Raw genomic sequence first — 15,086 nt, forward strand, 5'->3', positions numbered from 1 at the left:
ATGAGAAACCGTGATCTTTCCGCGAAGGCCATGCCGCGGCACTGGCGCCTTCGGCCGCTGGCGCTGTCGCTGGCGTGCATGGGCGCCGGCATGGCCTGGGGCCAAGTCATCATCAACGGCGGCCCGAGCCCCGTTGGCGGCTTGCCTCAGTTCGGCAACGTGATGGCCGGCTCCGTGACGGGCAGCGTGGCCGGCAACGTCATGACGATCAACCAGGCGTCGCAGCGCGGCATCGTCAACTGGCAGAGCTTCTCGATCGGCCAGAGCGGACACGTCAACGTGGTGCAGCCCAGCGTGGCCAGCGTGCTGCTCAACCGCGTCACCGGCGGCACGGCATCGGTGATCCAGGGCAAGCTCACCAGCACGCTGATCGGCTCCGACGTGCCCGGCTCGGGCGGCTCGGTCTACCTGATCAATCCCTCGGGCGTGGTCTTCTCCAAGGGCTCCAGCGTGAGCACGGGCGGGCTGATCGCCTCCACGCTGGACATCGCGGGGCCGGACGAGGCCACGCGCAACGAGGCCTTCATGGCCGGCGGCAAGCAGTTGATCCTGGGCGGCGACATCAACGACGCCAACAGCACCGCCCGCGTGACGGTGCAGCCCGGTGCCACGATCAGCGTGGGCGAGGGCGGCACGGTCGGGCTGATCGGCGCGCTGGTGCGCAACGAGGGCGAGATCAACGTGGCGCGCGGCTCGGTGGGCCTGGTGTCGGGCGCCCGGGTGACGCTGGACTTCGAGGGCGACGGGCTGACGAAGTTCACCGTGCCGGTCGATGGCGGGCTGATGAACACCTCGGTCGCCGTCGTGCAGGCCGACCCGGGCGGCAGCGCGGAGGAGGCGGAACTCAACGCGAGCACCAAGGCGCTGGTGATGAACACCGGCACCATCACCGCTGACGGCGGCCGCGTGGTGCTGGTGGGCGCGTCGGGCGTGGCGCAGCAGGTGGTCAACCAGAGCGGCACCGTGCGTGCCCGGTCGCTGGTCAACCGCGGCGGCGAGATCGTGCTGGAAGCGATCGGCGCCAGCGTCGACGGTGCCGCCGGCCTCGAGGTGGGCGGCACGCTCGATGCGCGCGGCGACGCGGCAGGCGTGAAGGGCGGCGAGATCCGTACCTCGGCCGGCAACCTCAGCGTGCTGGAGGGCACGAAGATCCATGCCGGCGGCGGCGCGGGCGGCGGCAACGGCAGTTGGACGGCCGAGGGCGGCCAGAACCTGACGATCGTGGGCGACGGCGACACCGGCAACATCGCCGCCAGCGTGATCGGCAAGGCATTGAGCCAGGGCGCCGACGTGACGCTCACCACGCGCTCGTCCGGCACGGTGCCGCAGGAGAACGTCGGCGTGGTCTTCCAGAGCGGCGCGCAGGTGATCAAGGACAGCGGCGGCACGGCCACGCTGCGCGTGAACTCGGCGGGCAACATCGAGATGCGCCAGGACGAGGGTGGGGGCGCCATGATCGCCTCCGAGAGCGGCGCGCTGAACGTCGAGTTCAACGCCGATGCGCAGGGCCTTGCGCTCGCGCAGGCGGGCAAGGCCAACAGCGCGGCAGCAGCCATCCGGCTGGATGGGGCGGTGATCGATGCCAACGGCGGGAACATCCGTTTCTTCGGCCAGGGCAAGAGCGACGGCAGTGCCGTCGGCGGGCAGGTCAAGGGCGAGGAAGCCGATGTCGCCGGCGAGGTGCGCAGCGGCATCTGGCTGGGCGAAAGCACGCTGAGCACCCACGGCTCGGGCAGCATTTCCCTGCGGGGAGAGGGCGGCATCGGCAGCGCGTTGGGCAGCGGCGTTCTGAGCGCCTCGGACGGTGTGAGCATCGGCAACGACAGCACGCTGAGCACGGAGGCCGGCAGCATCACCCTCACCGGCCGCGGTGCCGCGGGCGCCTCGGGCGTGCGGGTGAGCGGCGACGACTACTCGGCCAGCCTGTCGTCCAAGAGCGGCGACATCGTGCTGAACGGGACGGTGCGCGACTGGGCCACCGACGACCTGGTCGGCGAGGCCGCAGGCGGCGCCGGCGTGTCGATCACGGGCGCGGAACTGAGCACCGGCGGCAGCCTGCGCATCTCGGGGCAGGGCGGCGACCTGTCCGGCATGGCGTCCGGGCTGCCGGATCTCGCGACCTCGCTGAGCACCGCCTTCACGGTGCAGGCCTCGCACGGCGTGCTGATCGACGGTTCACGCCTCGAGGCCGGCGCGGGCCGCAGCATCGAGATCAGCGGCACCGCGGGGAGCGCCGGCTTCGGCGTCGACGAGACGGGTGCGCCGGTGACCTTCCAGCCGCTGGACCTGGATGTCACGCCCTTCGCCGTCCAGGTACGGTCGCAGCAGGAGGCTGACGGCCTGCACGCCGCCGGCGGCACCATCACCATCGCGGCCGGCACGGGCGACGTCCGCCTGACGGCCGGCGGCTACGACTCGCCCCTGCTGGACGTCGTCAGCACCACCGGCGTCGGCGGCCACATCGGCGTGAGCGGGCGCAACATCCTGGCGGAGACGGCGGCCGACATCCCCCGCCTCGCCGACGCCAGCGGCCAGGCCGGCGGCGGGAGCATCGACATCCACGGCGCCACGGCGCCCGGCGCCGGCAACGAGGATTCCGGCGTGGTGGCGATCGGCTCGGCCTTGTCGCTGCAGGCCAATGCGCTGGGCGGCACCGGCAACGGCGGCAGCATCCGCGTCGTCGGCGATCGCTCGCTGCGCGCCTTCGGCAGCTTCGAGGCCAAGGGCGGCAGCGCCGGCGGCAACGGCGGCACGATCGAGACGTCGGGCGGCTCGTTCGAGCTGGGCGGCATCCAGGTGGACGCCTCGGCCCCCGCGGGCCAGGCGGGCAGCTGGCTCATCGACCCCTACAACGTGACCATCCAGAGCGGCGTGGCCAGCGGCTCGCTGCCCACCAATCCCTTCGTGCCGGTGGCCACCTCCACCATCCAGGACGGCGACATCAACGCGGCCCTCAACAAGGGCACCAGCGTGACCATCACGACCGGCACCGGCGGCACCGATCCGGGCAACATCAACTTCGACAACGGCGTGCTGATCGAGCGCAACACGGGCGCGGCGCCGGTGTTCTTCCAGCTCGACGCGGCCGGCAGCATCGGCCGCAGCTTCGCCGGAACGGGGGCCGCCCCCACCATCCGCTCGACCACCGGGCCGATGGACGTGATCTTCAACGCCGGCACCGGCGGCGGCGCCTTCAACTCCCTCAGCTTCTCGGGCAACTCGGCGGCGGACCGGGCCACGATCGCCACGCAGGGCGGCAACGTGACGATGCAGGTCGCCGGCGGCACCTTCTCGAACCTGTCTGCCTTCAACACCGACATCGACACCGGCGGCGGCAACCTGACGCTGCAGGCCGGCACGCCCGGCGCCGCCGGGACGAATTCCACCGTTTCCCTGAACGCCGCCCAGGTGGCGACCGGCGGCGGCGCCCTTTCCATGGCGGCCTATGGCGACGGGGCCTATGTCGGCGTCGGCTCCGGCACCCAGATCACGACCGACGGCGGCGGCGTGTCCATCCTCACCGGCCAGCCCGGGGCGCCGGCCGGATCGGTGGACGTCACCGCGGCGCTGATCGACACCCGCGCGGGCCAGTCCGACGCCGGTGCCGGCGGGGGCGTGAGCATCGCCAGCGGCAGCGTGAGCCTGTCCGGCGCGACCATCGCCACCTCCACGGGCAACGTGGACATCACCGCCACGGGCAACCCGCCGTTCGGCTACTCCGGCGTGGTGATCGGCAACAAGAGCAGCATCACCACCACCAGCGGCGAGGTGCAGGTCCGGGGGGTGGTGCGCTCCAACCCGTCCTCGGCCTATGCGGCCACGCACGGCGTGCTGGTCACCGGCGGCAGCGGCATCGTCACGGGCAGCGGCAGCATCCGCCTGCGCGGCGCCTTCGACGCGGACATCTACGACGGCACCGACAGCGGCGTGCGGCTGGAGAACGGTGCGCGCCTGGCGACCACCGGCGGCGGCGACATCGAGCTGACCGGCAGCGCCACCGGTGCCAGCACCGGCGTGTCGATCCAGGCGGGCGGCGCGCCGTCCCTGCCCGGCGCGGCGCCGCAGGTGCAGTCCAGCGGCGACCTGATCCTGCGCGCCGCCAGCGGCGGCAGCACGCCGGCCCTGGTGGTGGAGGCCCCGGTGAGTGCCGCCGGCACCATCAACCTGCGGCCCGGCGGCATGGACACCGCGCTGAACGTCTTCGACGCCACGTCCTCGGCCATCACCGTGGGCGGGGCGCCGGCAGCGGGCTTCGCCGTCTCGGACGCGCTGCTGTCCCAGTTGAACGCGCCCACCCTGGTGGTGGGCAGCAACACGCATGCCGGCGCCATCACGGTCGCCGCGCCGCTGACCCGCGGCGGCGCGCTCACCCTGCAGAACGAGGGCGCCGGCAGCGGCGGCATCGCGCTGAACGCGCCGGTCACGGCCGACCGCCTGGGCCTGCTGTCGGCGGGCGACATCACGCAGACGGCGGGCGCGCCCGTGGTGGCCCAGCACCTGCTGGCGCGCTCCACCGGCGGCAGCGTGCTGCTGGACCGGGCGGCCAACAACGTGAGCGAGAACAGCCTGGCGGGCGGCGCCGCGGGCGCCTTCCGCTACCAGGACGTGGACGGCGTGCGCCTGGGCGCCCTGTCGGTCACCGGCTTCGATGCCGCCAGCAACCAGCCGCAGGTGGTGTCCGCCACCTCGATGGCGGCGGACACGGTGTTCGTGCGCACGCTCTCCGGCGACCTCACGCTCGACATGCCCGTCAGCAGCACCTCCGGCGTCGACCTGGTGGCGGCCGCGCGCTTCCAGAACCCGGGCGGCGGCAGCATCGGCGGCGCGCCCTGGCGCATCTGGGCCGACACCTGGGAGGGCGAATCGCGCGGCGGCCTGTCCGGCTCGGGGCAGCGGCCCGACATCTTCGCCTGCCCCTATCCAGGTCCCTGTCCCGTCGCCGTCTCGCCCGGCGACAACCACTTCATCTATGCCCGGGGAACCAATGCGCCCGATCCCGTCGTGACATGGCGCCTGCCGCCGCTCGTCGGCCCGGATCTGGTGCGCGAGCTGCCCAGCACCTACACCTACACCTTCGACCGCAACATCGGCGCGGCGCCGATCTGCTTCGCCACCGGCCCGCTGGGCGGCGACCGCGCGCAGCAGGGCGACGACCTGCTGGCGCGCGAATGGTCGCGCGTGCGCTCGCGTCCCAACCTGACGAGTTGCGTGGACACCGAGCGCAAGAACGGCTGCGCGGATTTTTGAGGCACCCCCGGTCTTCTCGGCCGTCAGTCGTCCCGCGCCGTGATGACGAACAACTGCGCCATCAGGTCGGCCAGCAGCCGCAGTTGCGGATCGGCCGTCAGGGGGGCATGGCGGTAGGCCGCGACGTGGGCCTCCAGCCCGTCGACCGGGCCGGCGAAGAACAGCCGCCGCAGCGCGCCGCCGAGCGCGTCGTTCTCGGCGGCGCGCGGGCGGTCCGCGATGGTGCTGCGCGCATGGCTGTCGAGCATCGGCGTGGCCAGGAAGGGTGCGAGCACCGCCGCGCGGATGCGGCCCTCGTGCACCAGCCGGTTCAGCGTGAGGTCGAGAGGGTGGGCCGGCCCCGCGGCCAGCGCCTCGCGCAGCAGGGCGGGCAGCGTGCGCAGTCCGCGCGGTGTGGCCAGGTAGGCCACCGCGCCCCAGTTGTACAGCCCGCGCGCGTCCAGGATCTCGACGCCGGCGGCGGCCTCGCGCGGCGCGCCGGCGTCCGTCGGCAGGTGCCGCTTCAGGCTCTGCCACAGCGCCAGCAGCGCCGGCGCCGAGGTGTAGGGCAGGCATTCGAGGAACACCAGGTCGAAGGGCTCCAGCCGCGCCAGCGCGTCGCTGCGCAGCAGGGCCGGCAGTGCCCGGCTCAGCAGCGCATCGTCTTCCAGCACCAGGTGGAAGCCGCCGGGCGCGGCCGCCTCCAGCGCCGCCAGGTGCGAGAGGAAGCAGGCCTGCTCGCCGGCGGAGACGGCGGCGCCCGCCGCGGCCGGCGGCAGGCCGGCCGCGTCGATCGCCTCCAGGCGCCGGATGCCGGTGAGGCCGAGTTCGCGCAGTTGCGCCTGCATGGCCTCGCGCCGCGCGCTGCTGCGCTGCAGGTTGATGAAGCAGCCGTTCATGATGGCGGGATGGAATCGATGAGCCCGGATGGCGCATTCTCCCGTGCGGACGAGGACGCGGCATGACGCCGTGGCTCAGCATCGTGCTGCCTTTCTACCGCAAGCTCGCGGAGTTCGAGCGCGTCGCCGTCCTCAACGCGCCCTACTGGGCGCGTCCCGGCATCGAGGTGGTGATCGCGCTCGACGACGGCGCCGAGGAGGCGCCGCTGCTGCGGCTGCTGCAGCGCTTCCCGGCGGTGTGCTGGACGCTGCTGGTCAACGACCGGCCGCATGCCTGGCGCCCGCCCTGCCGCGCCATCAACGCCGGCGTGCGCCACAGCGCCGGGCGCTTCGTGCTCGTGCATTCGCCCGAGTCGGCCTACGTGGGCGACGCGCCGGCCCTGGCGCTGCATGCGGCGATGTCGCAGCCGCGCGCCGTGGCGCTGGGCCGGGTCGGCTTCGCGCGCTTCGACGAGCTGGACGGGCAGGCCGGGCAGGCCGGGCATGAGCCGCTGCAGGCGCTGTTCGCGGCCAGGGTGCCCGAGGCACCGTACCTGCGCACCTTCTACGGCTCGCTGTGCTGCGCACGCGAGGCCTTCGATGCGGTCGGCGGCTACGACGAGTCTTTCGAGGAGTGGGGCGGCGACGACGACGACTTCCGCGTGCGCCTGGAAATGGCGGGCCGGCAGTTGCTGGCCTGCACCGCGCTGCGGCTGCTGCACCTGTCCTTCGAGGCGCGCGACGGCGGCGAGCGCTTCGACGCGGACGTCGACTGGCAGCGCTGCACCCCCGCGGCGGCGCGTGCCAACGGGCCGCATGAGGACGGGTGGGGCCGTGATTTCTCGCGCATCGCGCGCCGCGACGCGCCGCAGGCGGCGGCCGCGCCCGCCTGGCTGCAGCCCGCGCCGGTGCTCGCCATGGGCTCGCGCCGCCAGTGCGAGATCTGCGCGCGCATGCTGCACCACGAGCCGGCGCCGCACTACTTCTGCCCGCGCTGCAGCGCCGGCGCACCGCAGCGGCTGACCTCGCGGCTGCGCATCGTCTGCGTGATGCAGGTGCGCAACGAGGCGCAGTGGCTCGAAGGCTGCCTTGCGCACCTGCGCGCGCACGTCGACGGCTTCGTGGCGCTCGACGACGGATCGACCGACGCCACCGCGGACATCCTGCGGCGCGAGCCGAAGCTGCTGGAGCTGCTGTCCAACCCGCCGCGCGAGCCGCATGTCTGGAACGAGCGCGAGAACCGCCGCCGGCTGCTGGAATGCGCGCGCCGCCACGGCGCCGGCTGGGTGCTGCCCTGCGACGCCGACGAGCGCTACGAGACGCTCTTTCTCGAACATCTGGGCGCGATCGTTGATTCGCTGCCGGATGAGCGCTTGTCCTGCCTGTCGCTGGCCAACTGCGAGCTGTGGGACGCGCCCGACCGCTTCCGCGTCGACGGCGTCTGGGGCCGCAAGTCGCGCGTGTGCCTGTTCCGGCTGCCGCAGCAGATCGCCTTCGATGCCGCGCCCGCGCTGCACGGGCCCTGGTATCCCGACGTGGTCGCGCAAAGCGGCGAACTGCTGCGCAGCTACTACCGCTTCTATCACCTGGGCTCGATGCGCCGCCAGGACCGGATCGCGCGGCGCGAGCGCTACAACCGCCTCGATCCCGAGCGCCGCTTCCAGGCGATCGGCTACGACTACCTGGCCGAGGAAGGCCCGGCGCTGCGGCTGGCCGCGGTGGCGCCGGGGCGCGGCTACGACATGTCGGGCCTGCCGCCGGAGCCCGCCAGCCTGCGCGCGAAGTCGCCGCGGTAGGTGCGCGTGCCGGTGTGGCTCAGGCGCGAGCGCGTGTCGACGAACACCCGGCCGCCGATCGACTGCCAGCGGCGGCAGAAGGCGAAGTCCTCGCTGAGGTAGCGGCCGTTGCCGGGCTCGGCCCAGACGTCGAAGAAGCGGTAGTGCGGCTGCGCGGCGGCGGCCGCGTCCTCCATGTGGTCGGGCGTGTAGCGCAGCTCGGGCATGGCCTGGGCCAGCCGGGTGAACACGCTGCGCTCGATCAGCATGAAGCCGGTGGGCGCGTCCTGCACCTCGACGAAGCCGTCCGCGTCCGCGCGGGCCGGCGCCGGCCCGGCGAAGTTGACGGGGAACTCCGCATGCCGCGCCTCGAAGTCCTCGCGCGTGCTGCCCGCGGGCAGGGCCTCGGCCAGGCCCCGCGCCGGCCAGCCGTCGGTCTTCTGCGGGTACGCGCCGGCCACCACCTCGTGCCCCGACAGCAGCAGGCGCAGCGCGGCGTCGGGCTCGAAGCCGACGTCGGCGTCGATCCAGAACAGGTGCGTCCAGCGCGCGTCGGCCATGAACTCGGCCACCAGCCGGTTGCGCGCGCGCGGCACCAGGCTGTCGCCGTCCAGGAAGCGCGTCTGCATGGCGAATCCGTACGTCCATGCCGCGTTGACCAGGCCCAGCAGGCTGCGCACGTAGACCGAGGTGAGCGCGCCGGTGTAGCTGGGCGTGGCGACGAAGGGGCGGATGTCGCGCAGGGCGCTGAGGTCCTTCATGGGCCGCATCATGCCGCGAGCCTGCGGGCCGCCAGCAGCGCCCGCAGCTTGGCCGGCGCCACCGGCTTGGTCAGCAGCATCGCGCCGTGCTGGCGCAGGCGCTTGAGGTCCTCCGGCCCGGTGGCGCCGGAGACGATGACGGCCTGCGCCTGCGGATGCAGCCGCTGCGCCGCCGCCACCACGTCCATGCCGTCCTCGCCGCCGGCCAGCTGCAGGTCGCACAGCAGCACGTCGTAGCGCGCGCCGGCGGCTTCCAGCAGCGCCAGCGCCTCGCGCGCGGTGGCGGCGGTGTCGCAGCGGCACTCCCACTGCCGCAGCAGCGCGGCCGTGCCCTCGAGGATGGCCGGGTCGTCGTCCACCACCAGGCAGCGCAGGCCCGCCAGCCCGGCCGGCACCGGGGCGGGGGCCGGCGCGGGCGCGGCGGCCGCGCCCTCGGCGGCCGGCAGCGCGACGGAGAAGGTGCTGCCCAGCCCCAGCGCCGAGCGCAGCGCGATGCGCGTCTCCAGCAGCGCGGCGATGCGCGCGCAGATCGCCAGCCCCAGGCCGAAGCCCTGGCGCCGGTCGCGCTCGGTGTTGGCCACCTGGTAGAACTCCTCGAAGATGCGCGACTGGTGGATCGGCGCGATGCCCACGCCGTTGTCGCGCACCTCGATGCGCACGCCGGCGGCGCAGGGCCGCGCCGCGACGAGCACCGTGCCGTCCAGCGGTGCGTGGCGGATGGCGTTGGCCACCAGGTTGCCGACCACGCGCTGCAGCAGCGCGGCGTCGCTGCGCACGGCGCGGCCGCGGTCGCGCCACACCAGGCGCACGCGCGCCTCGGCCGCGCGCGCGGCGTGCTGCGCCGCCAGCGCGTCGAACATCGGCGCCAGCGGCACGTCGGCCAGCGTCGGCGCCAGCACCTGGGCGTCCAGGCGCGAGATCTCCAGCAGGTCGTCCAGCAGCACGCCCATGAAGGCGGCGCTCTCCTGCAGGCGCGCCAGCGCCGGGCGCTGGGCCTCGGTGGCGCCGTCCAGCAGCCCGTCGATGAACAGGCCCATCGCGTGCAGCGGCTGGCGCAGGTCGTGGCTGGCGGCGGCCAGGAAGCGCGCGCGCGACAGGGCGGCCTGCTCGGCCTCGGCCATGCGCATCAGCGCCACCGCCGTGGCCTCGCGCACCCGCTGCTCGCTCACCTGCTGGTGCTGCTGCAGCCGCTCGGCCAGGCGGTTGACGTCGCGCGCGAGGTCGGCGAACTCGTGGTGCGGCGCCTCGGCGCGGCCGGCGCGCGAGAAGCGCGGCGGCGGCGCGGCCACGTCGCAGCGCGCGTCGAACTGGCCGGCCTGCAGCGCGGCGACGGTGCGCGTCACGCGCCGCAGCGGCCGCGCGATGCTGCGCGCCATGTGGCGCACGGCGGCCCAGGCCATCAGCAGCGCCAGCACCGCCAGGCCGATGCCGGTCATCAGCGTGCGCGTGCGCTCCTGCGCATGGGCGGTGGTGTCGAGGAAGGCCTGCACCAGGCCGATGGGCGCGTCGCCCGCGGTGGTGGAGCCGGCCGGCGCGAAGGCGGCCGCGCGCGAGGCCTCGCGCAGCGTCACCGGCGCCGAGAAGGTGCGCAGCGGCGCGTCGCCCGCCGGCGCGGGGCCGGCGGCGACGAAGATGCCGGCGCTGTTGCTGATCTCGATGCGCGCCGCCTGCCCGCCGCGCAACGCGGCGCCGACGACGTTCTGCAGCGCCGGCACGTCGCCGGCGTACAGGCTCAGGTCGGACATGGCGGCCACCTGCCGCGCGATGGCCTGGCCCTCGGCGTTGAACTGGGCCTCCAGCGTGGCCAGCCGGGCGTGAGTGAACCAGCCGGTGAGCGCCAGCGCCAGCACCGCGCAGGGCAGCACGCCCAGGCGCACCAGGTCGCCCTGCAGGCTGCCGCGCACGCGCAGCGGCGGCGGCGCCTCGGCCGCCAATGGCATGGGGGCGCTGTTGCTGGCTGCCGCCTCGCGCAGCGCCGCGGGCACCGAGGGCGGATCGCTCATGGGCAGACGGCGCTCATCTGGGCGCGCTCAGCCGTTGCGCCAGCTCCTGCTCGCTGGGCACGCGCAGCTTGAGCCCGCGCGCCACGGTGGCGTTCACGCGCACGCTGGCGGGCGTGGCGCCTTCGACGAGCGGCGCGGCGGACGCCTGGCCGGCCGAGGCCACCAGGCGCTCGCCCAGGCCGCGCGCCTGCCGGGCGAGCTGGGCGGGCGTGGAGACGGCCGCCGCCAGCGCGCCGGAGCGCACCATGCCCTCGCTGGTGCCGAACACCGGCAGCCCGGCGCTGGCGCCCGCGCGCAGCACGGCGAGCGTGGCAGCCTGGCTGTCGCCGATCAGGTCGGGCAGCACCATCAGCGCATCGCTGTCCTGCAGCACGACGCGCAGGGCGGCGGCCAGCGAGCGCGCGTCGGGTGCGGCCTCCACGTTCAGTTGCCAGTCGCTGCCCATGGCGGCGGCGGCGCGGCGCAGCTCCTCCACCATCGGGGCGGACTCGCCGGTGACCACCAGGCCCAGCCGCCGCTTGCCGGGCAGCACGGCGTCGACCAGCGCGAGCTGGTCGGCCATCGCCGGCTCGCGCAGCAGCACGCCGACGCGGCGCTGCGCCTGGCGCAAAGCGGGCAGGCTGCGCAGGTCCTCGTAGTCCAGCCGGCTGAGCATGGCCAGCAGCAGCGGCTCGCGCCCGGGCTGGGCCAGCGCGGCGCGGGCGGCCGCGGCACCGAGGGCGATGGTCAGCCCCTCCGGCGGCAGCGCGTGCGCCGCGGGCGCATCGCGCGTGAGGCTGCGCGTGCGCACGCCGGCCACCACGCTGTCCTCGTTGCTCTCCGGCGCCGCGGCGGGCAGGGCGCCGCCGGCGTCCAGCCGGACGATCTCGATGGCAGGGGCGGCCGCGGCCTGCCCGGCGGGCTCGCGCAGCGCGCGCACGAACTCCGCGTGCGCCGGCAGGTCGTCGGCGGTGACCACCCGCCAGGCCAGCGCGTGGGCGGGCCCCGGCAGGCCCATGAGCGGCAGGCCCAGCAGCAGCGCCGCGAGGATGCGCGCCGCCAGGCGGCGGAAAGGAAGAACAAGGAGGCGGAAGGCCGGAGGCGTCATCGGGGCGGCGGAAAGGAGGCTGACCCGCCGGAAAGGCAGGCGCTTCCAATGTACGCAGGGGGGTGTCGCCAGGCGATAAGGCAGAGGGCTTAGAACACGCGCGCGTGGCGGTGGAGGCGTGCACGATCGCACACCTGCCCCCTGCGATGGACCGCCAGCGGGATATGCCTTACGGCAGAGCCGACTCGCGCACCTTCGCCAGCTGCGCCCGGATGGCCTGGCGCAATGCCCGCGGCGCCACCGGCTTGTAGAGCACGGCGACGCCGGCGGCCGCCACCTCGCGCAGGCGGTCGGGCTTGGTCTCGCCGGTGACCAGCAGGCGAGCGGTGGCCGCGCCGATGCCGTTCGGGTGCCGCTCCAGCGCGGCCAGCAGGTCCAGGCCGTTGTCGCCGCCCTGCAGCAGCAGGTCGCTCACCACCACGTCCGGCGGGGCCTCCCAGCGCGCGGCCAGGTCCAGCGCCTCGGCGCGGTTCTGCGCCGGCAGCACGCGCGCGCCCCAGTTCGACAGCACCACCTGCAGGCCCTCGAGGATGGTGCGCTCGTCGTCGATCACCATCACCGTCACGCCGTCCAGCCGCGCTTCGTCGTCCGAGGGCAGCACCGGCACCGCCGCCGCCGGCAGGGCCTGCACCGCCTGCGGGGCCACCAGCCGCGCCGTCACGCTGACGCAGGTGCCGCGGCCGGGGCGCGAGCGCAGGTCGACCCGCGTGTTGAGCAGCCCGGCCAGCCGCTGCACCGTGGCCAGCCCCAACCCCATGCCGCGCCGGCCGCGCTGCGGGTCGATCTGGAAGAACTCCTCGAACACGCGCGCCTGGTGCTGCGGCGCGATGCCCACGCCGCTGTCCCACACGTCGATGCGCACCATGCGCCCGCGCCGCCGCGCGCCCACCAGCACGCCGCCGGCGGTGGTGTGGCGCAGCGAGTTCGACACCAGGTTGGACAGGATGCGCGAGAGCATCACGTAGTCGCTGCGCACCCACAGCTCGGTCTTGCGCACCACCAGCCGCAGCTCCTGCTGCTCGGCCACGGGGCGGAAGTTGCGGCTGATCTCGTCGAACAGGCGGTCCAGCGGGAACTCCATCCACTGCGGCTGCACCACGCCGGCGTCGAGCTGCGAGAGGTTGAGCAGCTCGGAGAAGAGGCGGTCCAGCGACTCCACGCACTCGCGGATGTGGGCGATGCGCGTCAGGCGCGCCGGATCGGTCTCGCCGCTGGCCAGGCCGTCGGAAAAGAGCGTCAGCGCATGCAGCGGCTGGCGCAGGTCGTGGCTGGCGGCGGCCAGCAGGCGCGTCTTGGCCTGGCTGGCCACCTCCAGCTGCTGGTTCTTGCGCGCCAGCTCGGCGGTGGCCTCGTCCACCCGGCTGTGCAGCAGGCGGCGGCTCTCGGCCAGCGCCCGCGCCGCCTGGTTGAAGCCGGCCTGCAGGCGCCGCACCTCGGCCGTGCCGCGCACCGCCACGCTGGCCTCCTCGCCGGCGCCCAGGCGGTCCACCGCCGCGCCGAGCTGGCGGATCGGCGCGCTGATGCGCCGCGCCGCCCACAGGCCCGCCAGCACCACGCCCAGCACGCAGGCGCCCAGGATCACGGCCACGTTCAGCCACAGCGTGCGGCGCGCGCTGTCCAGCGCGTCCAGGCTCATCTCGACCATCACCTTGCCGGCCGGCTGGCCGGCGTCGTCGACCACCGGCACCACCATCTGCAGGCCCGCCTCGCGCCGGCGGTCCGGCGTCTCGGCGTTGGCGACGATCTCGCCGTCCTCCGACCACACCTGCACCTGCTGCACGTGCGGCTGCTGGATGCCCGACTGCGCCAGCCGCATCAGCGCGCGGCGGTCCATCCGCGCCAGCGGGCCCTGCGCCGCCGTCGCCACCTGCAGCGCCATGCTCTGCGCGTTGGCGCGCACCAGTTCGGTGACGCCGCCGAGGTACTGCCGCGTCAGCAGGGCCGCGGTGCCCAGCACCGCCAGCACGGCCGGCAGCACGGCCAGCAGCACCAGCTGCTGCGCCAGCGACAGATCGGCCAGCCGCCGGCCGGCGGCGCGCGACGGCGTCCCCTCGACAGGGGACGCCGCGGGTTCGGCGGGAGAAGAAAGTGCGTCGCTCAAGCCCACCACTTCACAAAAGACGGGTCGATTGGTTTCTAATTGTGTGACGACCCCTGCGGTGCCGGCCAGTGGCCGCATGGCCAGTGCCCGGTTTGCGATTGGCCCCCTGCCTCCGATGCGCGCGCTCCTCGCTCCTTCCTGCTGCATGCCTTCGACCGGCGGCGCCGCCACGGCGTGGCGCCGGCGCGCGCTGCTGATGGCGCTGGCGGCCAGCCCCCTGGCCCTGCGGGCACAGGACGCGGCGGCGCCGGTGCGCTTCGGCATTCTGCCCCTGGGCGGCGCCTTCGAGTCGCGCAACGACTGGGAGCCGCTGCTGGCCGACCTCGCGCGTGCGCTCGGCCGGCCGGTGTCGGTGCTGTCCGTCACCTCCTATGCGGCGCTGGAGCAGGCCATCCAGCGCGGCGAGGTCGACATGGCCTTCCTCTCGGGCCGGATGGCGCTGGACGCGGTGACGCTGCATGGCATGAAGGTGGTGGCCCAGGTCACCCGCCACGACGGCCTGCCCGGCTATCGCGCGCTGCTGCTGGGCCGCCGCGGCACGCCGGCCACGCTGCAGGCCGTGCTGGACGCACCCGAGCGCTGGCGCCTGGCGCGCGGCGAGGCGCGCTCCGTCTCGGGCTACATCGTGCCGCAGCTGCAGTTGTTCCTGCCCAACCGCATCGTGATGGAGACGCGCTTCCGCAGCGAGCTGGTGGGCACCCACCAGGCCGCGGCGCTGGCGGCGGCCAACGGCGACGCCGACGTCGCCACCAACAACACGGCCGACTTCGAGCGCTTCAAGCTGCAGTTCCCGGCCGAGGCGGCGCGGCTGCAGGTGCTGTGGGAATCCGACCTGATCCCGCACGCGCAGATCGTGATGCGCGGCGACTACCCGCCGGCCTTCCAGGCGCAGGTGCAGGCCTTCCTGACCGGCTATGCGCGCGCCCCCGGCCCGCGCGGCTACGCCGAGCGTGCCGTGCTCAAGGCGCTGCACGACCTGGCGGGCTTCGTCGCGGCCGACAACAGCTCGCTGCTGCCGGCCGCCAGGCTGGCCTACCAGCTCGCGCGCCAGAACGCGATGACCGCGCAATGGGTCAACGAGGCCGCGCGCCAGGCGCGGCTGTCGCGCATCGAGGGCCAGTACGCCGAGCAGCAGGCGGCGCTGCGCGGCGCGAATCCGTAAACCACCCCCAGTCTTCGCGGACTTCGTGGCGCTTCGCCCACCCCCTCAAGGGGTCACATCCTGCGGCCGGGCCAAGCCCGTTCCGCGGATGTT

At 74.4% G+C, this 15,086-nt stretch carries 8 protein-coding genes; 3 read left to right on the forward strand and 5 right to left on the reverse strand.

Annotated features, from left to right (window positions below; all coding sequences use genetic code 11):
- On the forward strand, positions 1-5,247 hold the full coding sequence (locus Q392_RS07490) for a beta strand repeat-containing protein (protein WP_038203948.1): 5,247 nt from the start codon (positions 1-3) through the stop codon (positions 5,245-5,247).
- 23 nt (positions 5,248-5,270) lie between these two features.
- Here Q392_RS07490 and Q392_RS07495 read toward each other — a convergent pair whose 3' ends face one another.
- On the reverse strand, positions 5,271-6,125 hold the full coding sequence (locus Q392_RS07495) for a glycosyltransferase family 25 protein (protein WP_038203963.1): 855 nt from the start codon (positions 6,123-6,125) through the stop codon (positions 5,271-5,273).
- Positions 6,126-6,187: 62 nt separating this feature from the next.
- On the opposite strand from Q392_RS07495, the gene Q392_RS07500 reads away from it, so the two are divergent.
- Positions 6,188-7,900: a glycosyltransferase family 2 protein gene (locus tag Q392_RS07500; RefSeq protein WP_038203966.1), complete on the forward strand. Its 1,713-nt coding sequence runs from the start codon at positions 6,188-6,190 to the stop codon at positions 7,898-7,900.
- Here the strand turns inward: Q392_RS07500 and Q392_RS07505 are convergent.
- The 4 genes from Q392_RS07505 to Q392_RS07525 all read right to left on the reverse strand — a co-directional run bounded on the left by Q392_RS07505 (position 7,840) and on the right by Q392_RS07525 (position 13,831).
- The gene (locus Q392_RS07505) at positions 7,840-8,640 is read right to left on the reverse strand and encodes a hypothetical protein (protein ID WP_038203969.1); all 801 of its coding nucleotides are present in this window, start codon (positions 8,638-8,640) and stop codon (positions 7,840-7,842) included. The two genes, Q392_RS07500 and Q392_RS07505, sit on opposite strands and share 61 nt — an antisense overlap.
- 8 nt (positions 8,641-8,648) lie before the next feature.
- Entirely contained in the window at positions 8,649-10,643 is a 1,995-nt protein-coding gene (locus tag Q392_RS07510; protein ID WP_038203972.1) for a hybrid sensor histidine kinase/response regulator, read from the reverse strand.
- Between the two features lie 13 nt (positions 10,644-10,656).
- Positions 10,657-11,730, reverse strand: a complete 1,074-nt coding sequence (locus Q392_RS07515; RefSeq protein ID WP_084216933.1) for an ABC transporter substrate binding protein — start codon at positions 11,728-11,730, stop codon at positions 10,657-10,659.
- A gap of 169 nt (positions 11,731-11,899) precedes the next feature.
- Complete coding sequence (locus Q392_RS07525; RefSeq protein WP_245610665.1) at positions 11,900-13,831, reverse strand: ATP-binding response regulator; 1,932 nt, start codon at positions 13,829-13,831, stop codon at positions 11,900-11,902.
- Between the two features lie 145 nt (positions 13,832-13,976).
- On the opposite strand from Q392_RS07525, the gene phnD reads away from it, so the two are divergent.
- Entirely contained in the window at positions 13,977-14,993 is a 1,017-nt protein-coding gene (gene phnD, locus Q392_RS07530) for a phosphate/phosphite/phosphonate ABC transporter substrate-binding protein (RefSeq protein ID WP_038203977.1), read from the forward strand.
- The last annotated feature ends 93 nt before the right edge of the window (positions 14,994-15,086 follow it).

Source organism: Xenophilus azovorans DSM 13620, from assembly GCF_000745855.1.
GTDB classification, from domain to species: domain Bacteria; phylum Pseudomonadota; class Gammaproteobacteria; order Burkholderiales; family Burkholderiaceae_C; genus Xenophilus; species Xenophilus azovorans.

Bases quoted from the DNA above. Each gene is read 5' to 3' on its own strand.
- Q392_RS07490 (WP_038203948.1), top strand. From the start codon at position 1: ATGAGAAACCGTGATCTTTCCGCGAAGGCCATGCCGCGGCACTGGCGC.
- Q392_RS07495 (WP_038203963.1), bottom strand. From the start codon at position 6,125: ATGAACGGCTGCTTCATCAACCTGCAGCGCAGCAGCGCGCGGCGCGAG.
- Q392_RS07500 (WP_038203966.1), top strand. From the start codon at position 6,188: ATGACGCCGTGGCTCAGCATCGTGCTGCCTTTCTACCGCAAGCTCGCG.
- Q392_RS07505 (WP_038203969.1), bottom strand. From the start codon at position 8,640: ATGAAGGACCTCAGCGCCCTGCGCGACATCCGCCCCTTCGTCGCCACG.
- Q392_RS07510 (WP_038203972.1), bottom strand. From the start codon at position 10,643: ATGAGCGATCCGCCCTCGGTGCCCGCGGCGCTGCGCGAGGCGGCAGCC.
- Q392_RS07515 (WP_084216933.1), bottom strand. From the start codon at position 11,730: ATGACGCCTCCGGCCTTCCGCCTCCTTGTTCTTCCTTTCCGCCGCCTG.
- phnD (WP_038203977.1), top strand. From the start codon at position 13,977: ATGCCTTCGACCGGCGGCGCCGCCACGGCGTGGCGCCGGCGCGCGCTG.